Below are 24,685 nucleotides of genomic sequence, written 5' to 3'. Positions count from 1 at the left end.
GGCAGCCGGAAGAGTTATAAGCCGCCGCAAAATCGAGAACGGAAAGCGGCGCCGGCGCCGCGGCGATGACAGGTGAGCGCAATGGCACAGAACTGGACCCCGAGCACTTGGCGGCAGAAACCGATCCAGCAGGTCCCGGACTATCCGGATGCCGCTGCATTGGCCGCGACGGAAGCGCAGCTCACCACTTTTCCGCCGCTGGTCTTCGCGGGTGAGGCCCGTCGCCTCAAGAAGCACCTTGCCAATGTCGCTGAGGGCAACGGCTTCCTGCTGCAGGGCGGCGACTGCGCCGAGAGCTTCATGGAGCACGGGGCGGACACGATCCGTGACTTCTTCCGTGCCTTCCTGCAAATGGCCGTTGTGCTGACCTTTGGGGCACAGCAGCCGGTGGTCAAGGTCGGCCGGATCGCGGGCCAGTTTGCCAAGCCGCGCTCCTCCAACATCGAGAAGCAGGGCGACGTCGAACTGCCGAGCTACCGCGGCGACATCATCAACGGTATCGAGTTCAATCCCGAAGCCCGCATTCCGAACCCTGAGCGGCAACTGATGGCGTACCGCCAGTCGGCCGCGACGCTGAACCTGCTGCGCGCCTTCGCCATGGGCGGTTATGCCAACCTGGAGAACGTCCACCAGTGGATGCTCGGTTTCGTCAAGGACAGCCCGCAGGGCGAGCGCTACAAGAAGCTCGCCGACCGCATCAGCGAGACCATGGACTTCATGAAGGCGATCGGCATCAGCGCCGACAACAATCCGAGCCTGAGGGAAACCGATTTCTTCACTAGCCACGAGGCTCTGCTCCTCGGTTACGAGGAAGCGCTCACGCGCGTCGATTCCACATCGGGCGACTGGTACGCAACGTCTGGCCACATGATCTGGATCGGCGACCGGACCCGCCAGGCGGATCACGCGCATGTGGAGTATTGCCGCGGGATCAAGAACCCGATCGGCTTGAAGTGCGGCCCTTCGCTCCAGCCCGACAACCTGCTGGAACTGATTGACGCGCTGAACCCGTCAAACGAAGCTGGTCGATTGACGCTGATTTGCCGGTTCGGTCATGAGAAGGTGGCGGACCATCTGCCGAAGCTGATCCGCGCGGTGGAACGTGAAGGCCGCAAGGTCGTCTGGTCCTGTGATCCCATGCACGGCAACACGATCACCCTCAACAACTACAAGACTCGTCCGTTCGATCGTGTCCTGTCGGAAGTCGAGAGCTTCTTCCAGATCCACCGCGCAGAAGGGACGCATCCCGGCGGCATCCATATCGAGATGACCGGCAAGGACGTCACGGAATGCACCGGCGGAGCGCGCGCGGTCACGGCCGGTGATCTGCAGGATCGATATCACACCCATTGCGATCCGCGCCTGAACGCCGACCAGGCGCTGGAGCTCGCCTTCCTGCTCGCCGAGCGGATGAAGACCGGCCGCGACGAGAAGCGGATGGTCGTCAACGGCTGACAGCCCTGGGCATAACGAGACAAAAGGCCGGTGCTCCGTCAGTGGAGGCCGGCCTTTCTCTTTGCATCAGTCCCTGGGCGGCAGGTCTATCGCCACGGCAATGAAATCGGCGATTGCGTCGGTATCGTCGAGTTCGAAGACGGGAAGGGATGTGCCCTCCACCGGGTGGTCCGCGGCAATGGCGACGATGTGCGGATCGCCTGGAGCAAGTGGCTCACGGCTCTTTGCCTCAAGCCGTCGCGCTTCGATCTTCGGCACAGGTTCCCGCTTGTACCCTTCGATCAGGACGAGGTCGCAGGGGGCGAGGCGGGCAAGGATGTCTTCGAAGGCTGGTTCGGGATCATCGCGCAGTTCATGCATAATCGCGAAGCGCGTGCCGGATACGAGCGCGACTTCGTGTGCGCCGGCCTGGCGGTGGCGATAGCTGTCTGCGCCCACCTTGTCGATATCGAAGTCGTGGTGGGCGTGCTTGATGGTCGAGATGCGGTAGCCCCGCCGGGTGAATTCCTCCACAAGCCGTACGGCAAGACCCGTCTTGCCCGAGTTCTTCCAGCCGGCGATCCCGAAGACGCGAGGACGGCTCACGGCAATATCTCCAGAAGGCGCCGGGCCTTTTCCAACTCTTCCGGTGTGTTGAGGTTCATGAACGGGTCAAGCAGGCCGGCCGTAGTAGATACGATCGCCCATTCCACCGTCACCACTTGGTGACGTCCTAGATAGTCAGACACGCGTCGGTTTTCGCTGTTCCTCAGCCAATTTTCCAGATCGTTCGCCAGTGATACCGGCCAGAGGCCAAAGACGGGATGCACTCGCCCACCAGATGCGGCGATCGCGACCGTTTCCGGACCCGGCGCTGCTGACATGAGCAGCCGGACGAGATCCTCCGGGAAGAACGGGGCGTCCGAAGGCACCGTCAGGAGGTGCGCCTCGTCCGGTCGATGCCTGGATAGATCCCGCAATCCGGCCAGAACACCCGCGAGCGGCCCCGGCTGGCCCGGCAAGGTGTCCGGGACGTGGCGGACACCCTTCGGCAGTTGCAGTGACAGTGGTCCATTGACGGCGACCGCGGATACCTGCGGTGCCAGTCGAGCACGTATGTGGGTGAGAAGCGTGTCCGCCCCGAAGGGGAGCGAGATCTTGTCGCTGCCCATGCGGCTCGACTTTCCTCCGGCGAGGATCAACCCGTTCGGCAGCAGATTCGTCATCGGCCGTCACCTCCCAGCGATCCTTCGCGGCGATCGATCCAGCGCACGTATTTGGTCGCAGCCAGAGCCAGAACAACCGTCGCTCCCATGACGGCAAGAAGAGGCATTGTTCCGGTCTCAGGTGTCAGGACAGAGCTTGCGAGGACCGAAAGGGCTGCGCCGCCGCCCAGGGTGATCGCCCCTCCGAGCCCCGATGCCGATCCCGCAAGATGTGGACGGACACTGACCATGCCTGCGTTGGCACTCGGAAGCGTCAGTCCATTGCCTATGCCGATCAGCGACAGGGGACCGAAGAAAGCGAACGGATGGCTGATGCCGACGATCGCAAAGACGAAGGCTGTACCGATACCGATGACATTGACAATGTTGCCCGATAGCATCATCGGGGCGATCCCGAAGCGACGCGCATACCGGCCGGACAGGTAATTTCCGAGCATGTAGCCCGCCGCCATGGTAAAGAAGTAAAGACCGAGGGCGGACGGCGTCAGCTTGAGGATCACGCTGCCGACGAAGGGTGCGCCGCCGAGAAAGCTGAAGAAGACACCGGAAGAGAAGGTGGCGGTCAGGGTATATCCCCAGAAGCGTCGCGACCGCAGCAGTTGCGGCCAGCTGCGAAACTGGGCGCCCAGACTTGCGGACTGGGCCGTATTGGTCTCCCCGAGATCCCGCCAGACCAGCAGCATTACCGCTACGCCAGCCAAGAGCATGGCCACAAAACTCGCCTGCCAGCCGAACAGGTCGTCCAGGACGCCTCCGAGGGTTGGAGCGATCATCGGAACCAGAGACATGCCCATGGTGACATAGCCGATCATGGAAGCGGCTTCTTCCATCGGCACCATGTCTCGCACGATGGCGCGCGACAGGACGATGCCGGCAACGACCCCTGTCTGCATCAGGCGGCCGATCATGAAGATGGTGATGTTGGGGGCGAGCGCGCAGATGAGCGTGCCGGCGAGAAGAAGGACGATTCCCCCCAGCATGACCGGTCTTCGCCCGAACAGATCCGACAGTGGACCGATGGCGATCTGGATGACCGCGGTGCCCGCCAGGTAGCCGGAGACGGCAAACTGCATGACGGCATAGCTGGTGCCGAAATAGTCTGCCATCGTTGCGAGCGACGGAAGGAAGATGTTCATGGACATCGCCGCCAGGCCGGCTGCGAGAACCAAGGTGGCGATGTGTGGCGGCGTGCTGTTGTCCAGAAACCGTGTCTTGCTCAAGTCAGCTTCCATCCTTCATCGACGTTGTCGGCCCTTGAGGGAGCGGCTGCTGGCTTCTCGCCATGGCCTCGCGGCGTCGCTTCCCCTCGCGGTAGAAGCTGTACAGCCCTGACACGATGATGATCGCCGCTCCGACATAGACGAAGGCATCCGGGCGCTCTCCGAAGAAAAGGATGCCGAGGACGAGGCCCCAGATCAGGCTCGTGTAGCGGAAAGGCGCGACGAAGGAGATTTCGCCGGTCCGCATGGCCATGATGACCGCCTGGTAGCCGGAGAACACCAGCAGCGCGGCAATCACGAGGGGCAGGAAGTTTTCCCACGTCATGGGTTGCCAGCCGCCCATCGGCACGATGAGGAACGCGCCGACGATCGTATTCGCCGCCGCCGTGAAGAGTGTGATGGTCAGCGAGGGGACGTCGGCGACGATGCGGCGGGTAACGAGGTCCCGTGACGAGGTGAAGAAGACGGCGGCGACCACCAGCAGCGAAGCGGATGCAAATCCGTCGGCGGTCGGCCGCAGGATGATGAGGACGCCAAAGAACCCAACAAGGATCGCCGCCCAGCGCCGCCAGCCGACCGGTTCCTTCAGGAAGATTGCTGCCCCCAAGGTCACGGCGAGGGGCAGGGACTGCATAATCGAGGTTACGTTGGCGAAATCGATCTGCCCAAGCGCACTGATGAAAGTCAGTGTTGCTCCGATTTCAAAGAATGTCCGCAACAGGATCAGCGGCTGAAACACGACGGCAAGCCGACGCAATGCGCCGAGGCGGCGTGCCACGAAGTACACAAGGACCGTCGTCATGACCCCGCGGACCGTGATGATCTGTGCGACGCTCAGCGAAGATGTCACCGACTTGACCAGCGCATCGTTGAACGTGAACGAAGCCATGGCGAGGGACATGTAGAGCGCGCCTCTCGTGTTTTCGGGCGATACCATGACGATTCCTTCACTTACAGGGAGGAAGTTCTAGAGCAGGCACCCCCGGTCGGCCAGACCAGTTGGTCAGAGAAAACGTCTTGGAAGGATTGAATCGAGGACCTGTCTGGCCACATCGCTTCGTGAGGAAAATTGCCGGTCGCGATTAACGCTTGTTCAAGAGATATCGCTAAGTGTGTAGCCGTCCGGCATGACGCGGGAATTTCGGCCAGCCGCCTTGCAAATGTTCCGGCAGGGTAGGGCGATATTTTCCTCGAGGTCGCATGTCATTTATCGATCGAATTCTTCAAGGCCGCAGGATCGTTACCAAGGTCCTGCTCTTCGTCGTTCCGCTCGTACTTCTCATCGCAGGGGTCGGACTGGCGGGCTACTACACGGCCAACATGCTCAACGGGCACATGACCGTCACACGCGCCACGATCGAGAACATTGCCGATTTCGACCATCTGCAGTCGGTGCTGCAGGAGTTCAGCGAGAAGCCCGACGAGGTTACGCTTGGGGCGTTGCAACAGGGCATCGACCGGCAGGAAAAGGGCGTTCAAGTCCTGGAGGGTCTGCTTGCGAGCGAGGCGGACCGGCAACGAATAGACGTTGTCGCAAAGCTGGCGCCGGCCATGCGGCAGAGGGCCGAGGAGCTATGGAGTGTCAAGCAGCAACGTGATGCTAACGGAAGCGAGATCAGCGCCCACCTAGACGCCGTCAAGGCGTTGTCGGCGACAGTCGAGCAGCGTCTGGGTAACCTGCGAAAGAAGTTCGAAGGCCAGGAACGGTTCGCCAAGGGCGCCCTGTTTGAATCCTTCGCCTACAAGTCTATCGCGGAGCGGATAGACAATCTGCGAAGCGCGGTTCGAAACGCGAGTTCCGACGAGGGAACGGCCAAGGCTGCTGAAGTGCAGGCGCAGGCGTTGTTGGCGGAATTCGAGCCGCTGAGGTCCCTTGTCAGTGACAAGATCATGCAGGGATTTGCTCCCGTTCAGGAAGGCGCCGAAAATCTCCTGCAGATCGCGAAAGGGGACATGGCGGCGGTTGAGAAGGCACAGGCCCTGCGCGTCGCAGCCAGCGGCTTCATGCGGTTCCAGAACGAGTTGCAGCAGAACGTCCTGAAAAAATCCGGAGATGCGGCCGAGCGATTTGCCAACCTGGAAGGTGAGGTTACGACGCTCAAGACGCTTCTTGCCCATGTTGAGACCTCCCTCGCGCTGGGAGATTCCCTGCAACTGCATGTGGAACGGCTGCGCTCGCAGCTGACCGAGGAAGCTCGAAAGGTGGTGCTGGACGACATCGCTGCACTTCGGGCTTCCGGTAGCCAGATATCGGCACTGGGAACCAACAACTCGGCCATGAGTTCGTTTTCTACTGATCTGGAGCAACCGCTCGTCACCCTCGAAAGTGCATCCGGCGAGATGCTGGAGATCGAATCGAAATGGAACGAGGCGCGGGTGCGGGCTTCGGGCACCCTGTCGGAGGGAATGTCGGGCCTGCAGGCTTTCATTGCGCAGGCCCAGGAAGTCGGCAAGGAAGACAGTGAACGCTCCGCAAACATCTCCGTCGCCGCAATGGTCGTCGGTACCCTGCTCGCCATCATTGGCGGCCTGATGCTGGTGGAGACACTGCGTGGACCGCTCCGCCGCGTGACGGACGTGATGAAGCGCCTGGCTGAGGGCGATCTCGCCGTGAGCATCGAGGGGCGCGAACGAGGGGATGAAATTGGCGACATGGTTCGCTCCGTCACCGTCTTCCGCGATGCCGCGCTTGAAAACGTCCGGCTTGAACAGGAAGCTGCCGCGGCACGGGAGCAGACGAGCGCTGAAGCCGCCCGTCGTGCCGAGGAGCGCGCACGGATCGCGGCCGAGCAGCATGCGGCTCTGAGGGCACTTTCCGATGCTCTTATCGAGCTTTCCGAAGGAAATCTGGAGCGAAGCATGGACGAGAACCTCGCCAGCGACTTCGTCCCTATGGCACATACCTACAACACTGCGGTGCAAGCGCTGCGCGCAACGCTTGAAGACGTGCGGGCCACGACCGGCGAGATCAATAGCGGGACAGGGAACCTGGCCGCCTCTGCTGACGATCTGGCCCGGCGTACGGAGCAGCAGGCGTCTGCTTTGGAGGAGAGTTCGCGGGCACTGCGTCATCTGAGCGATGTGGTGAAGTCCACCGCAGACAGCGCGCGGAAGACCGCCACCTCGGTAAACGAGACGGAGGAGTTCGCCGTCCGTTCGGGCGAGGTGGTCTCCCGGGCGGTCGGCGCCATGGGTGAGATCAGCCGCTCCTCTGAAAAGATCGCCACGATCATCGGTGTTATCGACGAGATCGCCTTCCAGACCAACCTTCTGGCGCTGAATGCGGGCGTGGAAGCGGCGCGGGCCGGAGAGGCGGGTCGTGGTTTTGCCGTCGTGGCCCAGGAAGTCCGCGAACTCGCTCAGCGCTGCGCTGGTGCGGCACGGGAAATCAAGGAACTCATCTCGGCCAGCTCCACGCAGGTCAGCAGCGGCGTTCATCTCGTCGAGGAGACCGGCAGCGCTCTTAACCAGATCATTGCGCATGTCACGGATGTGCGTAAGCTGGTTGCGGCCATTTCGGCCGCCACGGATGAGCAGTCAACCGGGATCGGTCAGGTCACGCAGGCCGTTCACGAGGTCGAGCTCATCACCCAGCAGAATGCTGCCATGGTCGAGGAGAACAATGCGGAGATCCATGGCCTTAGACAGAGGGTTGAAGTGCTGACCGAGAAGATCGACCGGTTCAGGACAGGCAGCCCGGTGGGCAGGAACGGGGATCGCAATCCCGTAGGCCGCGACGCTCACGCCGCCTGACGGTCACCGAACGGCAGAGACTGATAAGGGAGACCTGCCGCGCGCGGGTCTCCCTCCTGCATGTCTTACTTTACTTCTCGCGAGTGACGGACATCTCCCCGAAAATCCGTGCCATCTCGTCCTGAAGCGAAGGCTCCGGCGTGGCACCTGTCAGCGCCGGCTTGCCGACGGGACGCGGGGGAGCCGCCTCTTTCTCTCGTGAAGCCAGATTGCTCGCCATTTCCTCCTCAAGAATTCGCTCGAAGTCGCTGCCCAGTACCGCTGCCGGGGATGCGACCGAGGGAGCGGCTTGCTCCGGGGGAGGTGGCCGCACCGGGACGGTCGGACCCTGAAGGACACGGCTGCGGGCAGCGTCGAGAACATCGGCAGCCTCTTCCAGGACCGGTTCCCTGCGTGTCTGCGGCTCCGCTGCAGCGGGCGGCGGCGTGACGACCGAAGTAGCCGTTGCCACCGCTCTGGCGGGCGACGACGAATCGGTAACCGGAGGCGGGGTGGTGGCAGTCGCGCGTGGCTGTTGCGGTTCGGCCGGCGGCGAGGTTCTGGCCGCTGCCGTCAATGCTTCACGACCGGGGCTCGCTGCGGCCGCGGGAGGTGGCGTCGTTCGCTTCCGCTCCTCGGTGGGAACCCGTCGGTCCGGGACGGCGGCATCGACGATAGCGGCTTCCGGCGCCAAGGCAGGGGCGTTCGCGCGGATGCCGCTTTCGATGACGATGTCGGTCGGGCCACCGATCATGATCAGATGTTCGGTGTCGTCGCGCCGCACGAGCACGAGCCGCCGCCTGGTATCGACGGCCGCCGCGTCGAGCACCTGGAGGCGCGGCTGCCGGTTCTTGCCGCCACGGACGAAGGGCGACGGACCGGAACGGCCGCGCACAACCCATAGAACGCCGACAAGGCAGGCAAGCCCTATGGCGACGCCGACGACTGCAACGATCAGCCGGCCTCCGTAAGCTCCCAGCATTTCTTCCATAACTTGCTCCTTGGCCGTTTCGGCAGGATTAGAGGCGGAGTTTCCGCCGGAGTGCAAGCGCGCCCTTCGTCATCCAGGCACCCGTCATGCGCTATCCCGGCTTTTCTGCCCTCGTGTGCTTTTGGCTTCAATCACAACTTGCTAGAAGAGAATCGCGGCAAAATGCCGGAAGTTCCATGGGTGTGCGTCGACGGACACCGAGAGTGTGAGGGGTTGATGACGAAGTTGCAGCCCGGCGGCAACTACGAGCCACCGCTGGTCGAACGTGGCGGACGCGGCGGTACGATCATCCGAATTCTCCTGCTCGCTTTCGTGCTGATCGGCGCTTCGGCGGCGTTCGTATTCTTCCAGCAGGCGCTCGACAACGAAATCGTCCTCGGCGTGCTCGGCGTTCTTGCCATGGTCGGGATATTCTTCCTCGTCTCTTCGGTGATCGGGTTCGTGGAGGTCATGCCGCAGTCTCGCTCGGATGCGCTGGCGCGCGCCTTCATGGCCGGGCATCGCGACGGGATACTGGTGACTGATGCGAAGGGGCGCACCATCTACGCCAACGCGGCCTATGGCCGGCTAACCGGTGCTGGCAATACAGCGGCGGTGCAGCCGCTCGAACCGCTCCTGTCGCGCCATCGGGAGTCAAGCGAAGCACTTTACAGGCTCGTCAACGGTATTCGCGAGGGGCGGGAAGGCCACGAGGAGTTTCGACTTCCGCAGCCGCTCGGTCGCTCCAGCGGGCAGGGTTCAGAGGCGCATTGGTATCGGCTGAAGGCACGGATCCTGAAGGAGGACGAGGGGCGTCCCGAGCAGTTCAGTGTCTGGCAATTGACCGACATTACGTCCGAAAGAGACGATCAGGAGCGGTTCTTCCGGGAGCTTCAGAACGCCATCGACTATCTTGATCACGCGCCCGCGGGCTTCTTCTCAGCCGGGCGGAAGGGCGAGATCTTCTACGTCAACGCCACTCTTGCCGACTGGCTCGGCATAGACCTGACCAAGTTTGTTCCCCGTTCGCTGTCGATACCCGATCTGGTTGCTGGCGAGGGCATGGCGCTCATCCAGTCGGTTCAGGCGGCACCGGGCCTGCAGAGAACTGAGACGCTCGATCTCGATCTGCGTCGGACCAATGGGCAGAGCCTGCCCGTGCGGCTGCTGCATAGCGTAACGTCGATGCGGGACGGAGCACCCGGCGAGAGCCGGACCATCGTGCTCGCCCGCCAGCCAGGGGTGGAAGGCGACCAGTCGGCCTCGGCGATGCGGTTCACCCGCTTCTTCAACAATACGCCCATGGCGATTGCCTCCGTGGACGGCGACGGCAAAATCCTGCGGATCAACGCGCCCTTCCTGCGGCTGTTCTCCGGTGTGGTTTCGCGCGACGATGTGGAGGCAGGTGCCCAGCTCGAGACGATCGTGCATGAAGGGGCGCGACAGCAGTTGATGGACGCGCTCGCCGCGGCGAAAGACCGTCAGGGCGATATCGCGCCGATCGACTGTCGCCATCCCGGCGACGAGAGCCGCTATGTTCGCTTCTACGTGAACGCCGTGATCGACGAGAGCGACGAGGCACCGGAAGAAGTCGCTATCGTCTACGCCGTCGAGACCACCGAGCAGAAGGCGCTCGAGACGCAGATGGCGCAGACGCAGAAGATGAACGCAGTGGGTACCCTGGCAGGGGGCATTGCGCACGACTTCAACAACGTGCTCACCGCGATCCTCTTGTCCTCCGATCACCTCCTATTGCAGGCGCGGCCGTCCGACGCGAGCTTTGCCGACCTGATGGAGATCAAGCGCAACGCTAATCGTGCGGCCGTGCTTGTGCGCCAGTTGTTGGCTTTCTCGCGCAAGCAGACCATGCGGCCGGCGGTTCTCAACCTGACCGATGTGGTGGGCGACCTACGCATGCTCGTCGACCGGCTGATCTCGGGTACCAACGTTAAGTTGGAGGTGGATTACGGACGCGACCTGTGGCCGGTACGCACCGACCTTTCGCAGTTCGAGCAGGTTCTCATCAATCTCTGCGTCAATGCACGCGATGCGATGCCGGAAGGCGGGACGATCCTCCTGAAGACCCGCAACGTCCCCGCCGACCAGACGAGCAACTATCCGCAGGCGGACCTGCCTTCGGAAGATTTCGTCATGGTCGAGGTCTCCGATACCGGCACGGGCATTCCGCCGGAGATCATGGACAAGATCTTCGAGCCGTTCTTCACCACCAAGGAAGTGGGCAAGGGGACGGGGCTCGGCCTTTCCATGGTCTACGGGATCGTCAAGCAGTCCGGCGGTTACATCTATCCCGAATCGGACGTTGGGCGCGGTACCTCATTCCGCATTTTCCTGCCCCGGCATGTGCCGGAAGCGGTGGCTGCCGTACAACCGGCTGTCGGCGACGCTCCGGTTGTCGCGACCGAGGCCCCGGCTGCACCCGCGAGCGAGCAGGTGGACCTGACGGGCAATTCCGCCGTCGTTCTTCTGGTCGAGGACGAGGAGGCTGTGCGTCGGGGAGGGAAGCGCATGCTCGAGACCCGTGGCTATACCGTGCATGAGGCGGGTTCCGGCATCGAGGCGCTCGAGATCATGGAAGAGCTCGGTGGTCAGGTGGACATTGTGGTCTCCGACGTGGTCATGCCGGAGATGGACGGGCCGACATTGCTCGGAGAGTTGCGCAAGAAGCATCCGGACCTGAAGTTCATCTTTGTTTCCGGCTATGCTGAGGATGCCTTCGCGCGCAACCTGCCGGCCGATGCGAAGTTCGGCTTCCTGCCGAAGCCCTTTTCGCTGAAACAGCTGGCAGTCGCGGTGCGAGAAATGCTGGATAGCTGACGCCGACCGATCGCCGCCGAATCCAAGGCCTGCCTCAGCCGCGGCGGGCCACAAGAATCCCGACAAGCACGATCAGTCCGCCAACCGCCTGCAGCGGCGAGACGGTCTCCGTCAGGATCCACCATGCGAGGATTGCGGCAACGACGGGCTGCAGCAGGAGCGTCAGCGAGGAGAACGCGGCCGGAAGGTAGGCGAGTGCATAGGTGATCAGCACCTGCCCACCGGCGTGGCTGACAAAGGCCAGGCCCACAAGGATGGTCCAGCCATAGAGGCTGGAAGGCAGGATGTTTCCTTCGAAGTAGAGGGCGAACGGAAGGATCGACAGTGCGGCCGACGCCGAGCTCCAGATCATGATCCGGTTGGTCGCGAACCGGCTCCGCAGCCGGCCGATCGCCAGGATGTAGCAGGCGTAGAAGACCGCCGCGAGCGCCGCTACGGCGTCACCGGCAAGCTGGCCATCGGCCAGTGCCGCTGGGCCGCCCTTTAACGTGACGACCCCCGCGATTGCCAGCCCGAGGCCCAGCAGGAAAATTCTCGTGACGGTGGTTCTGAACAGCAGCCAGCCGATCAGCGTGACGAAGACAGGCGCGAGGTTGGCGAGGAGCGTCGCATTGGCGACCGAGGTCATGTGGAGCGCGAGGTGCCAGGCGACGAGGTCCACCGCAAGCGCCAGGCCCGGCAGGATGAGCAGGAAGTAGTCCCGCCGTTCGAGCGGCGCGGTTTCCGGCCTGCTAGGGCTGACCATGCTCCAGAGGAAAAGCGGGACGAGCGCCAGCGCCAGCCGCCAGAAACCGGTGGAGACAGGTCCGACTTCAGACAGGCGGACGAAGATGGGCGACGCGCCGATCGCGATACCGCCGAGAACGAGGCAGGCAAGCGCGGTACGTTGCGCGGGCGCAGATACGCCGGTCGAAATGGCGGACACGTTAGCTCTCCGATCGGCCTGAGATCAGGCCTTTATGGCCAGTGCGATCTCCGCGGCAAGACGTGCATTGTTTTCGACCAGAGCAATATTGGTCTTCAGGCTGCGGCCAGACGTCTGGTGGAAGATGTGGTCAAGCAGGAAAGGTGTGACAGCCTTTGCCGAGACGGCCTGTTCGTCGGCAGCCGTAAGCGCGGCCTGGATAAACGTCTCCATCTCCTCGCGCGGGATCTCATCGGCATAGGGCACCGGGTTTGCGACCAGCATGCCGCCCTCGATGCCCAGGGCCGTGCGCGCTGCCTGGAAGGCCGCGACCTGCTGGGGCGCGTCCAGACGAAGTGGGCTCGGATGACCGGAGGCTCGGGACCAGAAGGCGGGGAAATCGTCCGAGCCGTAGGTCACGACGGGTACGCCCCGGGTCTCCAGAACCTCGAGCGTCTTGGGAATGTCGAGGATCGCCTTGGCGCCGGCGCAGACGACGATAACGGGTGTCTTCGCCAATTCCTCGAGATCTGCCGAAATGTCGAAGCTCTCCTCCGCGCCACGATGAACGCCGCCGATCCCGCCGGTTGCGAAGACATCGATGCCGGCGAGGGAAGCCGCAATCATGGTGGCGGCGACCGTGGTGGCTCCGGTGCGGCCCAGCGCCACTGCAAATGCCAAATCGGCACGTGAGAGCTTCAGCACGTCCCTTGCCTGGGCAAGATCCTGCAGTTCGCTGTCCTCCAGCCCGACATGCAGGATGCCGTGGATTACCGCTATCGTGGCCGGTACGGCGCCAGCCTGCCGGATGATCGCCTCGACACTACGTGCCATGTCCAGGTTGCCGGGGTAGGGCATTCCATGGGTTATGATCGTGGATTCCAGCGCGACGAGCGGGCGGCCAGCCCGCCTGGCAGCAGCGACCTCCTCGGAATAGACGATAGGAAGAGTGGGATCGGTGGACGCGTTCATGTCTTTCTCCGGCAAGATCTCAGGAGTATGCGGTTGATGCTGCTATCTCTGCGGCCTTGCGCTCCAGAAGGTTGCGATCGAGTTCCGGAGGGGCGGCATAGGGTGAGGCCAAGGCAATCTGCGAGGCAGCGATCCCACGAACAAGGGCTCGTGGCAAGCTCTCGCCGGCAAGAAGCGCATCGAGCATACCTGCGGCGAGCGCATCCCCAGCGCCGGTAACATCCACGATCTGGCTTGCAGGGGGTGGCTTGATCATCAAAGTCGATTGGCTGTCGAAGGCGGCAACATCCTCGCCACCCTTCGTGACCACCCCACCGGAAAGCCCGAGTGGACGGAGAAGGTCTGCCCATTGATCCGGAGAGGCTGCCGCGCCGGCAAGCGCCGCAGCCTCCGCCGAATTCATGAACAGCCACGCGATGTCGGGAAGAACATCTCGGAAGCGGATCACCTTCGCTGGTGAGATCGCGATGCCCGCCAAAGCTATTCCCCTTGCGCTCGCTTCCGCACCGAGGGCGGACAGCGTCTCAGCGGGCAGATTGGCGTCGCAGACGATCAGATCGGCGCGTGCCATGGCCTCCCGGACCGACCTTGCACGAAGCCGCCGCGGCGTGAAGAGCCGATAGAGCTCCATGTCCGCAAGCGCGATGACGAGATTGCCGTCCTGCTCGAGGATCGCGGTATAGCTGGGGGTGGCGCGATCGAGGAAGACGAAGGGCCGGTCGTCGATACCCGCCAACGATGCCTCCTCGGCAACCCGCTGACCCGCTGCATCGCCACCGCGCGGGGCGATGAGTTCCACGGCGTGCCCGAGCCGTGCAAGATTGCGCGCGACGTTGAACGCGCCGCCTCCCACGTCCTCCCGCCACGTCCCCGGGTTGCTGGCACCAGCCACTGTGACGGCGGCGATGCGGCCGCGACGATCTAGGTGTGCTCCTCCCAGAGCCAGGATCCGTTTCGTCATGGCCAAAGGCCCCGAAGAATGCTGCAAACGATTCGATGGATGCAGGTCTCGGCCCGTCCGGCCACCCGGGAATACATCCCGTCTGCAGCAGGCAGAACAGGAGGCGAACGATTTTCGAAAAACGCCCAAATGCCAATCACATGGCAGGCTCTTGCGCTATGAGAACAAAACGTGTACATGATCGACATCAGCTGCTTCGTTGCCTGCGCGGCGTCAATAACCTAAAGGTGGATCAGATGGCACAAAATTCTTTGCGGCTTGTAGAGGACAAAACAGTGGATAAGAGCAAGGCGCTGGACGCGGCACTGTCGCAGATCGAACGATCCTTCGGCAAGGGATCGATCATGAAGCTTGGCGCGAAGGAGAATGTGGTGGAGACCGAGACGGTTTCCACTGGCTCCCTCAGCCTCGACATCGCGCTCGGCATCGGTGGACTGCCCAAGGGCCGCATCGTCGAAATCTATGGACCGGAAAGCTCGGGCAAGACGACGCTTGCCTTGCAGACGATAGCCGAGGCTCAGAAGAAAGGTGGCATCTGCGCATTCGTGGATGCCGAGCACGCTCTTGATCCGATCTACGCGCGCAAGCTCGGCGTAGACCTTGAGAACCTGCTGATCTCCCAGCCTGATACCGGTGAGCAGGCACTTGAAATCACCGATACTCTGGTTCGGTCCGGTGCGATCGACGTGCTGGTGGTGGACTCGGTTGCCGCATTGACGCCAAGGGCCGAAATCGAAGGCGAGATGGGCGACAGTCTGCCCGGCCTGCAGGCTCGATTGATGAGCCAGGCGCTGCGCAAGCTGACCGCCTCGATCTCGCGCTCCAACTGCATGGTCATCTTCATCAACCAGATCCGCATGAAGATCGGCGTCATGTTCGGTTCGCCGGAAACCACTACGGGCGGCAATGCGCTGAAGTTCTATGCCTCCGTCCGCCTCGACATCCGCCGGATCGGTTCCGTCAAGGAGCGTGAGGAAGTGGTCGGCAACCAGACGCGCGTGAAGGTCGTCAAGAACAAGATGGCGCCTCCCTTCAAGCAGGTCGAGTTCGACATCATGTACGGCGAGGGTGTTTCCAAGACCGGCGAGTTGGTGGATCTTGGAGTCAAGGCTGGCATCGTCGAGAAATCGGGTGCCTGGTTCTCGTACAACAGCCAGCGACTGGGGCAGGGGCGTGAGAACGCCAAGACCTTCCTCAAGGACAATCCGGAGCTTGCCCGTGAGATCGAGTTGGCACTTCGCCAGAACGCCGGGCTGATCGCCGACCGCTTCCTGGAGAATGGCGGCCCGGACGCCCAGGAGGGCGACGGAGAGGACCTGTAGCCCCTTCAGCCCGACCTCTTCATTTCACCGGCTGCGTGTCTGCAAAGATGCGCGGCCGGTTCTGCGTTTGGCTGGACAGTCTCCGGTGCGGGCGATAAAAGCCACTGGTTTTCAAATGACGGATCCGCATCCGGCGGAACAAAGGGCGTAGCATGAGCGGCGTGAATGACATCCGGTCGACCTTCCTCGACTATTTCAAGAAGAACGGCCACGAGATCGTGTCGTCGAGCCCGCTGGTGCCGCGCAATGACCCTACGCTGATGTTCACCAATGCCGGCATGGTGCAGTTCAAGAACGTCTTCACCGGCCTGGAAAGCCGTCCATACTCGACGGCCACGACCTCGCAGAAATGCGTCCGCGCCGGCGGCAAGCACAACGATCTGGACAATGTCGGCTATACCGCCCGCCACCTGACCTTCTTCGAGATGCTTGGCAACTTCTCCTTCGGCGACTACTTCAAGGAGCGCGCGATCGAGCTAGCCTGGAAGCTGGTTACGGAAGGCTTCGACCTCCCGAAGCACCGCTTGCTGGTCACGGTCTACTCGGAGGATGAAGAGGCTGCGACCCTCTGGAAGAAGATCGCTGGCTTCTCCGACGACAAGATCATTCGCATCCCGACTTCGGACAACTTCTGGCAGATGGGCGATACCGGTCCCTGCGGTCCCTGTTCCGAGATCTTCATCGATCAGGGCGAGCATGTCTGGGGCGGACCTCCCGGTTCGCCGGAAGAGGATGGCGATCGTTTCCTCGAGTTCTGGAACCTCGTCTTCATGCAGTTCGACCAGACTGCGCCGGGCGAACGGACGCCGCTGCCCAAGCCGTCGATCGATACCGGCATGGGGCTGGAGCGCATGGCCTGCGTGCTGCAAGGCGTCGGAAGCGTGTTCGAGACGGACCTCTTCCGGAACTTGATTTCCGCCACGGAGGATGTCGTCGGCGCCAAGGCCGAGGGTGACCAGGCGGCTAGCTTCCGGGTCATCGCAGACCATCTTCGGTCGTCGGCCTTCCTGATCGCCGACGGGGTACTGCCGTCGAACGAGGGCCGTGGCTACGTACTGCGTCGTATCATGCGCCGCGCCATGCGCCACATGCAGTTGCTCGGTGCGCGGGAGCCCCTGATGTACCGGCTGCTGCCGACGCTGGTTCAGGAGATGGGCCGCGCCTATCCGGAGCTCGTTCGCGCCGAGGCGCTGACATCCGAGACTTTGAAGCTTGAGGAGACCCGTTTCCGGAAGACGCTCGACCGCGGCCTAACACTGCTTTCGGATGCCACGCAGGATCTTTCCAAGGGGGACAGCCTCGATGGCGAGACGGCATTCAAGCTCTACGACACCTATGGCTTCCCGCTCGACCTGACCCAGGATGCGCTCCGGGCGCGGGGGATCGGCGTCGACATCATGGGCTTCAATGACGCCATGCAGCGTCAGAAGGCCGAGGCCCGCGCCAGCTGGGCAGGTTCGGGCGACAAGGCCACCGAAACGATCTGGTTCGAGCTCAAGGAGAAGCACGGCGCGACCGAGTTCCTCGGCTATGACACCGAGACTGCCGAAGGCGTGGTGCAGGCGCTGGTGCGCGACGGAGCGAGCGTCGAAGCCGTCACGGCTGGAGAGAGCGTGCAGGTTGTGGTGAACCAGACGCCCTTCTATGGGGAATCCGGCGGCCAGATGGGCGACACCGGCGTGATCACCGCCGACCACGCCCGTCTGGAGGTGACTGATACCCAGAAAAAGGGCGAGGGGCTCTTCGTTCACAGCGCCCAGGTCGTCTCCGGCACCCTGAAGGCCGGCGAAGCAGTGATGCTCGTTGTCGACCATGGGCGGCGGTCGCAACTGCGCTCCAATCACTCCGCCACCCATCTGCTTCACGAGGCGCTTCGGGAAGTGCTTGGTTCGCATGTGGCACAGAAGGGATCGCTCGTGGCACCGGAGCGGCTGCGCTTCGACATCTCGCATCCGAAGCCGATGTCGGGTGAGGAACTCCGAAGGGTCGAGGAGATGGCCAATGCGATCGTCATCCAGAACGCTCCGGTCTCGACACGGCTGATGAGTGTCGACGATGCCATTGCAGAGGGCGCCATGGCGCTGTTCGGAGAAAAATACGGTGACGAGGTTCGCGTCGTTTCGATGGGGACGGCGATCGCCGGAGAGAAGTCGGGCAAGCCCTATTCGATCGAGCTCTGCGGCGGCACGCATGTTAATGCGACCGGCGATATCGGCCTGGTGCGGATCTTGGGGGAGAGTGCCGTCGGGGCCGGCGTTCGCCGCGTCGAGGCCGTCACCGGTGCGGCGGCCCTTACCTATCTGGCGGAACAGGACGAGCGGGTGAAGACGCTTGCCTCGGCGCTGAAGGTGCAGCCGGGCGAGGTCGTCTCGCGCGTGGAAGCGCTGGTGGAAGAGCGGCGGAAGCTCGAGCGGGAACTCGCCGAGACGAAGCGGCGCCTTGCCATGGGCGGAAGCCAGGGTGGCGGTGCCAGCGAGGTTCGCGAGGTGGCCGGAACGAAATATCTCGGCAAGGTTCTTGAGGGGATCGATGCCCGGGATCTGAAGGGATTGGCGGATGAGGGCAAGGCAAGCCTCGGTTCGGGCGTGGTTACGCTCGTGGGCGTATCGGCGGATGGCAAGGCAAGTGCCGTGGTCGCCGTGACGGAGGATCTGACTGACCGCTTCAGCGCAGTCGAGCTGGTCCGCATCGCGTCGGCGGCGCTCGGCGGCAAGGGCGGCGGTGGACGTCCGGACATGGCACAGGCAGGCGGTCCCGACGGCTCAAAGGCCAAGGACGCAGTCGAGGCCGTAGCCGGCGCGCTCGGAGCCTGACGCCACACCTCGCTAAAGGGCCTGGAGACGACATGGGACTGAACAGTCCAGCGGCAGTCGATGTAATCGACCTGGAAGGCGAGGGGCAGGCCCCCTCGCTGTTTTCCGGAGCGCCGCAGTCTGTCGGCTTCAACAAGCTCAGAAAGCGCCTGCTGCGGCATGTGCGCCAGGCGCTTCAAGATTTCCAGATGCTGAAAGGCCAGAAGCGCTGGCTGATTGGCCTGTCGGGTGGCAAGGATTCGTATTCGCTCCTGGCCATTCTCATGGACCTGAAGTGGCGAGGCCTGTTGCCGGTAGAACTCATCGCCTGCAATCTTGATCAAGGACAGCCGAACTTTCCCAAGCACGTGCTGCCGGACTACCTGGGTTCAATCGGGGTGCCTCATCGGATCGAGTACCGCGACACCTATTCCGTGGTGAAGGAGAAGGTGCCCGAGGGGGCAACCTACTGCTCGCTCTGTTCCCGGCTTCGCCGCGGTAACCTCTACCGCATTGCCCGCGAAGAGGGTTGCGACGCGCTGGTGCTCGGTCATCATCGCGAAGACATCCTCGAAACCTTCTTCATGAATTTCTTCCATGGCGGTCGGCTTGCCGGGATGCCGGCAAAGCTGCTCAACGACGAGGGCGATTTGCTGGTGCTGCGCCCGCTTGCCTATTGCGCCGAAGACGATCTGGCACGCTTCGCCCAGGCAATGGAGTTTCCCATCATCCCCTGCGACCTCTGCGGCTCTCAGGATGGCCTGCAGCGCAATGCGATGAAGGCGATGCTTGCCGATATCGAAGCTCGAATGCCTGGTCGCAAGGATGCGATGCTGCGGGCACTAGCCCATGTCAATCCGTCCCATCTCCTCGATACCAAGCTGTTCGATTTTGCCGGGCTGGATGCCGGCCGATCAGACTGAGGCCGAACAGACGTCTGCCGGTCCACCCCGTCGGCTTTAGACACAGGAAATCGCGCTCTAGAGTAGGCTGCTTGCGCCCTAATGCTGGACTGGTTGGGCACCATCCTGCAAACTGCAGCCAAAGGCGCTGCTGGCCAGTTCGCTGGTTCTGATTTGCGCGAATGGGGAAGTTCGAATGCATGAGCCCGGTCGCCCGGCGGTAGCGCGACGTGCAGTGTTCCTGATCGGCGGCTACGAGCGGAACGACTGTGAGGGCTTTTTCCGCCGAATCGCGCGGGAGATTGAACGTTTTTCGCGGTGCTGGGCGGTCACGGCATCGATGACGTTCCTCGGTCATGATGAGTGTCACTCATCGGCGACGGCGCAGGTCCTCTATGAGGGCCCAGACGGCTCCTGCAGATCCGACATCACCTTCCTCAGCTATGACGACATTGTCCGACGCGATGGGGCGAGGCCCTTTCACTTGCGCCTTCTAGCCTATCTTGCGGCCTTTTTCGACTATGTCATGAGCGGCACCATGGTCCGCTTCTTCCAGACGAATTGGCGGTTCGCGCTCTACTTTCTCTATCCGTTCGCGGCCTTGTTGGCCTTCCTGTGGATCGGGTCCTTGGGCTTTCGGCTTGTTTCGCTCGTAGATCCTCCCGGCGGCCTTATCCTGCCGCTTGTTGCAGGGATCGGGCTGACGGTCGTCGTCGGCCGTTACCTGGGGCGGCGGTACTTCGTCTTCCACCTCATGGACCTTTGGTCATTCAGCCGGGAACATCTCCACTGTCGGCGGGCCGACATGGATGCACGGCTTTCCATTTGGGGGGATCTGATAAAGGATCGCATTGCCCACGCGGATTTTGATGAGGTGCTGCTGGTGGGGCATTCCACAGGCGGTGCCATGATCCTCGATCTTGCGGAACTGGTCGGGGAGCGGCTGGAAACTGAGGGCCGCGCGGTAAACTTCAAAGTCCTTACGGTCGGTTCGACATCGCTGAAGGTTGCGCTTCACCCCGCGGCCCACCGTGCCCGGGCGCGTATGGCGGCACTCGCAGCGCGCATGCAGATCCGCTGGATCGAATTCCAGGCGCTTACCGACATCATCAACTTCTACAAGTGCGATCCCTACGCATCGGCAAGGCTGACCCACGATCGAGGCGAGCCTTTTCCGCAGCAGTATCAGGTGCGGTTTCGCGAGATGCTGGAGCCTGCGGTTTACAGGCGGATCAAGCGCAACTTCTTTCGGGTGCACTACCAGTTCATTTCCGCCAACAGCCGGCAATATTTCTACGATTTCTTCATGATCTGTTGCGGCGCGAGAAACCTCGAAAATGCGCGGCCGGGGTCAATGCCGCTCATCAGTGATGATCAACCGCGGGCCGAACACAACCGGACAAAGGTTCACCATGAGTAGATTTTCCTTCATCCTCTGGGCGCTGATGCTGCTGGCCTGGTGCGCCATGCGCTATCCGGCAATGCGTCGCGCCAGGCGGCAGAGGACGGCGGTGGACAAACGGACCGCGCTCGATATCACGCTGCTGCTGGCTTGTGGGGTCGGACTCGCGCTCTTGCCGATTCTCTGGCGTCTGGGTGTGCTCTCAGGTGTTGCTGACCGCCCGCAAGGCCTGGTGCCGATTGTCTTGGGCGTGGCCTCCGGGGCGGCATTTCTCTGGCTCTTCAGACGCAGCCACAAGGATCTCGGCAGGAACTGGTCGGTGACACTCGAAGTGAGGGAGGGGCACCAGTTGGTGACCCACGGGGTCTACGCCCATGTGCGCCACCCGATGTATGCATCATTTCTGCTGTGGGGAACTGCCCAGGCTTTCCTCATTCCGAACTGGATCGCCGGCCTCGCAGGCCTAGCCGCAGTACTGGCTCTCTATGCCGTGCGCCAGTCACGTGAGGAGGCCATGATGCGAGAGACTTTCGGCCTAGAATACGACGCCTATTGCGCACGCACCAAGAGACTGGTCCCGGGCGTTTTCTAGGCCTCAGCGCCGCCGCAGAGCCGCCTTGACCTCCTTGATGGCGCGCGCATGCAATTCCGGGCTCTTCTCGATGTTAAAGTGGCCGATGCCCTTCACAGCCGCTTCTCCCTGCCGGACATTGATGTTGGCGAGGTCGCCCCTGAACCCCGGTGCAGGAATGACCGGCGCCCACATATTTCCGCCTCCGGTGTAGAAGTTGATCGTCTTGCGGACGTTGGCTGGTACGGGGCCTTTTCCCGTAGGATCGAAGCTGATGATCAATACAACCGGGATCTTCAGCGGCTGCAATGCGGTCGCGATCGAGAACGTTACATCGGCGCCAAGGGAATGACCGATCAGGATGATCGGCCGGGCCCGCTTCGACTTGCGGTAGCGCTCGGCAATTTCCTTTGCGAAGCTCGCGGCATTGGGGAGCGATAGAACCTGTGCATCAATTCCCTCCGCAGCCAGCTGCTTTCCCAGCGTGTTCAGGCCTGTGGAGAAGATATCAGCCAGTCCACGGAAGAGATACACCTGACCCGCAAGAGGTTGGGGCCGCTTCTTCGCGGTCGCCTCAGGGGGCAGGATAGTGGAGGCCAGCAAGACGGATGCCGTGGAAATCAGCGATCGCCTGGATAACATCAGCTGGCGCACTCCCAATTGTGTTCTTTTCGCGATGATGCCTGATTCAGGCCGCAAACAACAGTGTCGTGAACGGGATCTCGCTGTACTTCTGCGGCGGGATGATAGTACTGGCCTCGCAGACCGAGATTCCCATCAGATCCACTGCGGAGATTCAGTTGACGAGCATTATCGATGTTGGCGCACTCGCCGCTCTATTGCAGGACGCGGCGATCCAGGAAATACGTCCTCGCTTTCGCAAGCTGGGAGCGGGCGACATCCGGGCAAAGAGCGAACCCACCGATCTCGTGACGGAGGCGGATGAGGCGGCGGAAAGGCATCTCCGCCGAGCCATAGCTTCACTCGCTCCGGATGCCCTGTTTGTGGGAGAGGAATCGGTCGCTGCCGATCCCACCATTCTTCACAAACTGGCCGACGCCGACTTGGCGGTTGTCGTCGATCCGATCGATGGTACGTTCAACTTTGCCTCCGGCATTCCGGCCTTCGGCGTGATGGCATCGGTGGTCTGGAAGGGTGAGACAGTGGCGGGAATCATCTACGACCCCATGGGCGACGACTGGGCGATTGCCGAGAAGGGTTCGGGTGCCTACCTGCGGCGTCCTGATGGAGAAGCAACGCGTCTTGCGGCGGCCGATCCTGCGCCTATCGAGGCCATGGTGGGGATGGCATCCGCCGGCTATTTCTACGGCGAGGTGCGCGAACGCGTGCTCGGGAACCTGGCGAAGGTGCGCTTCGTGGCGAGCTACCGTTGCGCTGCCCACGAGTATCGCACCTTCAGCGGCGGACACGTGCATTTTGCCATGTATAACAGGTTGATGCCCTGGGATCATCTCGCAGGAACCCTGATCGCACAGGAAGCCGGCGGACATGTCGCTCGGTTCGACGGTTCCGCTTATCTCCCGCATCATGTCGACGGCGGTCTATTGGTGGCGACCGACGAAGACAGCTGGCAGATGCTGCGCCGGGAGATCCTTGGAGTATAACGGAGGGGTTACGCGCCACTCCGCCACGAATGCCCGCGCGATCAGACGCGCGGGTTCTGGGCCCGGAACAGGCGCCCTTTTTCTGCGATCAGTACGAAGACAAGGCCTACTATGGAGACGGCGAAAAATCCGGCGACCATGGGCAGGGCCGTACCGTCAAATGCCTGACCGATCATTGCCCCGATCACCCCGCCGCCGATCGTGCCCATGAAGCCCAGAACGGACGATGCCGTTCCCGCCACATGTCCCAGCGGCTCCATGGCAAGCGAATTGAAGTTCGAGCCGATCCAGCCGAACTGGAACATTGCCAGAGCGAAGAACGCGAGAAAGAGCGGGAAGGGCATGGGCTGCGGCCCGAAGACCTGGACCAGCAGCCAGAGGCAGGTGATGCCGATAAAGCCGAGCAGCGAGGCATGGGAGAGGCCCCGCATGCCGAACCGACCGACCAGCCGGGCGTTGACGAAGGATGAAAAGGCCATGAAGACGGCGACGGCTGCGAAGGCCGCGGAGAACCACACGCCAAGTCCGTATATGCCGACATAGACCTGCTGGGCCGAGTTGATGAAGCCGAAGAGTGCGCCGAAGATGAACATGCTCGCAATCGTGTAGCAGAGGGCGACCCGATTGGTGAGAACGATGCGGAAACCGTCGAGAACCGACGTGACGGTGAAGGGTCGGACATCCTCCTCATGCAGTGTTTCGGGCAGACGAATATACATCCAGCCCGCCACCGCCAGGGCCACCAACGCCATGAAGACGAAGATCAGGTGCCAGTCGCCAAACAGAAGGATGATCTGCCCCGTGCCGGGCGCGATGACCGGAACGACCATGAAGACCATCATGATCAGCGACATGACCTCGGCCATCGCCCGTCCGCCATAGATATCACGCACGATCGAGATCGTGATCACGCGCATCGCGGCTGAGCCGATGCCCTGGATGAAGCGAAGGGCGAGCAGGCCAGCGAAGGATGGCACCGCGACCACGGCCAGGGACGAGATGACATATACCGCGAGGCCGAACAGCATCGGCTTGCGTCGTCCGAAACGATCCGAAACCGGTCCGTAGGCAAGCTGCGCGAGGCCGAAGCCGAACAGATAGGCGGAAACAACGTATTGGCGGTGGTTCTCGTTCTCGACCCCGAGGGCGGCGCCGATCTGCTGCAAGCCGGGCAGCATGATGTCGATCGCCAGCGCGTTGAGCGCCATGAGCATGGCCATCAGGCCGATGAATTCGACCCGGCCCATGCCGCCAAGGCGGTCGGTCGGTGAAATGGGTTTAATCGTCACAATGAAAATTCCATAGAAAGAGAAAGCGCCGCATGCACGGCGCCTTTGCAATAGATCCAGTATGGGAAATGAGGATGACGCTATGCGGCGCCGCGCGTGGTGATGCCGTTTTCCTGGAGATGGCTCTGCAGTTCACCAGACTGGAACATCTCGCGAACGATGTCACAGCCGCCGACGAACTCGCCCTTGACGTAAAGCTGCGGAATGGTCGGCCAGTTCGAATACTGCTTGATGCCTTCGCGGATTTCCTGGTCCGCCAGCACGTTGACGCCCTTGTAGTCGAGACCCAGGTAATCGAGGATCTGCACGACCTGCCCGGAGAAACCGCATTGCGGGAACTGCGGTGTGCCCTTCATGAAGAGAACGACGTCGTTCGTCTTCACCTCGTTGTCGATGAATTCGTTAATGCCACTCATGTCGATATCCTTAGCTTGCCGGGTTCAAGGCCCGGATCGTCTAGTGCTTAAATAGCATGCATCGGTGCAATTACCAGCACCGGGAACCGATGGATACAATCAAAACGGTTGA

General features: G+C 62.2%; 20 protein-coding genes. 9 read left to right on the top strand and 11 right to left on the bottom strand.

Annotated features, from left to right (window positions below; translation table 11 throughout):
- Nucleotides 1-81 precede the first annotated feature (81 nt).
- Nucleotides 82-1,455, top strand: a complete 1,374-nt coding sequence (locus FN060_RS08585) for a class II 3-deoxy-7-phosphoheptulonate synthase (RefSeq protein WP_052641998.1) — start codon at nt 82-84, stop codon at nt 1,453-1,455.
- Nucleotides 1,456-1,521: 66 nt separating this feature from the next.
- On the opposite strand, the gene mobB is transcribed toward FN060_RS08585, so the two are convergent.
- From mobB to FN060_RS08565, 4 genes are read right to left on the bottom strand one after another with little or no spacing between them, the layout of a single operon-like run.
- Complete coding sequence (mobB, locus tag FN060_RS08580; RefSeq protein WP_142587686.1) at nt 1,522-2,040, bottom strand: molybdopterin-guanine dinucleotide biosynthesis protein B; 519 nt, start codon at nt 2,038-2,040, stop codon at nt 1,522-1,524.
- A complete protein-coding gene (gene mobA, locus FN060_RS08575; RefSeq protein ID WP_142587685.1) occupies nt 2,037-2,660 on the bottom strand; it encodes a molybdenum cofactor guanylyltransferase MobA in 624 nt (207 codons plus the stop codon). The genes mobB and mobA overlap by 4 nt, the downstream gene beginning before the upstream one ends.
- Nucleotides 2,657-3,880 carry a multidrug effflux MFS transporter gene (locus tag FN060_RS08570; protein ID WP_142587684.1) on the bottom strand — a complete coding sequence of 408 codons (1,224 nt, stop codon included), beginning with the start codon at nt 3,878-3,880 and terminating at the stop codon, nt 2,657-2,659. Before FN060_RS08570 ends, mobA begins: the two co-directional genes overlap by 4 nt.
- A gap of 1 nt (nt 3,881) precedes the next feature.
- Nucleotides 3,882-4,817, bottom strand: a complete 936-nt coding sequence (locus FN060_RS08565) for a DMT family transporter (protein ID WP_142587683.1) — start codon at nt 4,815-4,817, stop codon at nt 3,882-3,884.
- 263 nt (nt 4,818-5,080) lie between these two features.
- On the opposite strand from FN060_RS08565, the gene FN060_RS08560 reads away from it, so the two are divergent.
- Nucleotides 5,081-7,633: a methyl-accepting chemotaxis protein gene (locus FN060_RS08560; RefSeq protein WP_142587682.1), complete on the top strand. Its 2,553-nt coding sequence runs from the start codon at nt 5,081-5,083 to the stop codon at nt 7,631-7,633.
- A 70-nt stretch (nt 7,634-7,703) separates the two neighbouring features.
- Here the strand turns inward: FN060_RS08560 and FN060_RS08555 are convergent, their stop codons facing one another.
- The gene (locus FN060_RS08555) at nt 7,704-8,603 is read right to left on the bottom strand and encodes a flagellar biosynthetic protein FliO (RefSeq protein ID WP_142587681.1); all 900 of its coding nucleotides are present in this window, start codon (nt 8,601-8,603) and stop codon (nt 7,704-7,706) included.
- Between the two features lie 216 nt (nt 8,604-8,819).
- Between FN060_RS08555 and cckA the strand changes: the two genes are divergently transcribed.
- Complete coding sequence (gene cckA / locus FN060_RS08550; protein ID WP_142587680.1) at nt 8,820-11,417, top strand: cell cycle histidine kinase CckA; 2,598 nt, start codon at nt 8,820-8,822, stop codon at nt 11,415-11,417.
- 34 nt (nt 11,418-11,451) lie between these two features.
- Here the strand turns inward: cckA and FN060_RS08545 are convergent, their stop codons facing one another.
- Genes FN060_RS08545 through FN060_RS08535 form a run of 3 tightly spaced genes read right to left on the bottom strand, consistent with a single transcriptional unit; the run spans nt 11,452 to nt 14,254 of the window.
- The gene (locus FN060_RS08545) at nt 11,452-12,342 is read right to left on the bottom strand and encodes a DMT family transporter (RefSeq protein WP_183949679.1); all 891 of its coding nucleotides are present in this window, start codon (nt 12,340-12,342) and stop codon (nt 11,452-11,454) included.
- Nucleotides 12,343-12,366: 24 nt separating this feature from the next.
- Nucleotides 12,367-13,293, bottom strand: coding sequence for a pseudouridine-5'-phosphate glycosidase (locus FN060_RS08540; protein WP_142587679.1), 927 nt, complete (start codon nt 13,291-13,293; stop codon nt 12,367-12,369).
- Between the two features lie 19 nt (nt 13,294-13,312).
- The gene (locus FN060_RS08535) at nt 13,313-14,254 is read right to left on the bottom strand and encodes a carbohydrate kinase family protein (RefSeq protein ID WP_142587678.1); all 942 of its coding nucleotides are present in this window, start codon (nt 14,252-14,254) and stop codon (nt 13,313-13,315) included.
- Between the two features lie 236 nt (nt 14,255-14,490).
- On the opposite strand from FN060_RS08535, the gene recA reads away from it, so the two are divergent.
- The 5 genes from recA (at nt 14,491) to FN060_RS08510 (ending at nt 21,264) form a co-directional block, all read left to right on the top strand.
- On the top strand, nt 14,491-15,576 hold the full coding sequence (recA, locus tag FN060_RS08530) for a recombinase RecA (RefSeq protein ID WP_052638474.1): 1,086 nt from the start codon (nt 14,491-14,493) through the stop codon (nt 15,574-15,576).
- 152 nt (nt 15,577-15,728) lie between these two features.
- Nucleotides 15,729-18,389, top strand: coding sequence for an alanine--tRNA ligase (gene alaS, locus FN060_RS08525; protein WP_142587677.1), 2,661 nt, complete (start codon nt 15,729-15,731; stop codon nt 18,387-18,389).
- Between the two features lie 32 nt (nt 18,390-18,421).
- Nucleotides 18,422-19,291 (top strand): tRNA 2-thiocytidine(32) synthetase TtcA, encoded by an 870-nt coding sequence (gene ttcA / locus FN060_RS08520; protein ID WP_142587676.1) that lies wholly within the window; start codon nt 18,422-18,424, stop codon nt 19,289-19,291.
- A 175-nt stretch (nt 19,292-19,466) separates the two neighbouring features.
- Complete coding sequence (locus tag FN060_RS08515) at nt 19,467-20,690, top strand: lipase (RefSeq protein WP_142587675.1); 1,224 nt, start codon at nt 19,467-19,469, stop codon at nt 20,688-20,690.
- Nucleotides 20,683-21,264 (top strand): protein-S-isoprenylcysteine O-methyltransferase, encoded by a 582-nt coding sequence (locus tag FN060_RS08510; RefSeq protein ID WP_142587674.1) that lies wholly within the window; start codon nt 20,683-20,685, stop codon nt 21,262-21,264. Before FN060_RS08515 ends, FN060_RS08510 begins: the two co-directional genes overlap by 8 nt.
- 3 nt (nt 21,265-21,267) lie before the next feature.
- Here the strand turns inward: FN060_RS08510 and FN060_RS08505 are convergent, their stop codons facing one another.
- Nucleotides 21,268-21,885 carry a thioesterase domain-containing protein gene (locus FN060_RS08505; RefSeq protein ID WP_077546404.1) on the bottom strand — a complete coding sequence of 206 codons (618 nt, stop codon included), beginning with the start codon at nt 21,883-21,885 and terminating at the stop codon, nt 21,268-21,270.
- A gap of 158 nt (nt 21,886-22,043) precedes the next feature.
- On the opposite strand from FN060_RS08505, the gene FN060_RS08500 reads away from it, so the two are divergent.
- Complete coding sequence (locus FN060_RS08500; RefSeq protein ID WP_077546876.1) at nt 22,044-22,868, top strand: inositol monophosphatase family protein; 825 nt, start codon at nt 22,044-22,046, stop codon at nt 22,866-22,868.
- Nucleotides 22,869-22,909: 41 nt separating this feature from the next.
- Here the strand turns inward: FN060_RS08500 and FN060_RS08495 are convergent, their stop codons facing one another.
- Together FN060_RS08495 and grxD are read right to left on the bottom strand one after the other, a co-directional pair.
- Entirely contained in the window at nt 22,910-24,115 is a 1,206-nt protein-coding gene (locus FN060_RS08495; protein WP_077546875.1) for a multidrug effflux MFS transporter, read from the bottom strand.
- A 122-nt stretch (nt 24,116-24,237) separates the two neighbouring features.
- Nucleotides 24,238-24,573 carry a Grx4 family monothiol glutaredoxin gene (grxD, locus tag FN060_RS08490; protein ID WP_077546403.1) on the bottom strand — a complete coding sequence of 112 codons (336 nt, stop codon included), beginning with the start codon at nt 24,571-24,573 and terminating at the stop codon, nt 24,238-24,240.
- Between the last annotated feature and the right edge of the window lie 112 nt (nt 24,574-24,685).

Origin of the sequence: Pseudorhizobium halotolerans (assembly GCF_902153235.2) — a bacterium.
GTDB lineage: Bacteria > Pseudomonadota > Alphaproteobacteria > Rhizobiales > Rhizobiaceae > Neorhizobium > Neorhizobium flavum.
This window is presented reverse-complemented; position numbering and strand designations above follow the sequence as displayed.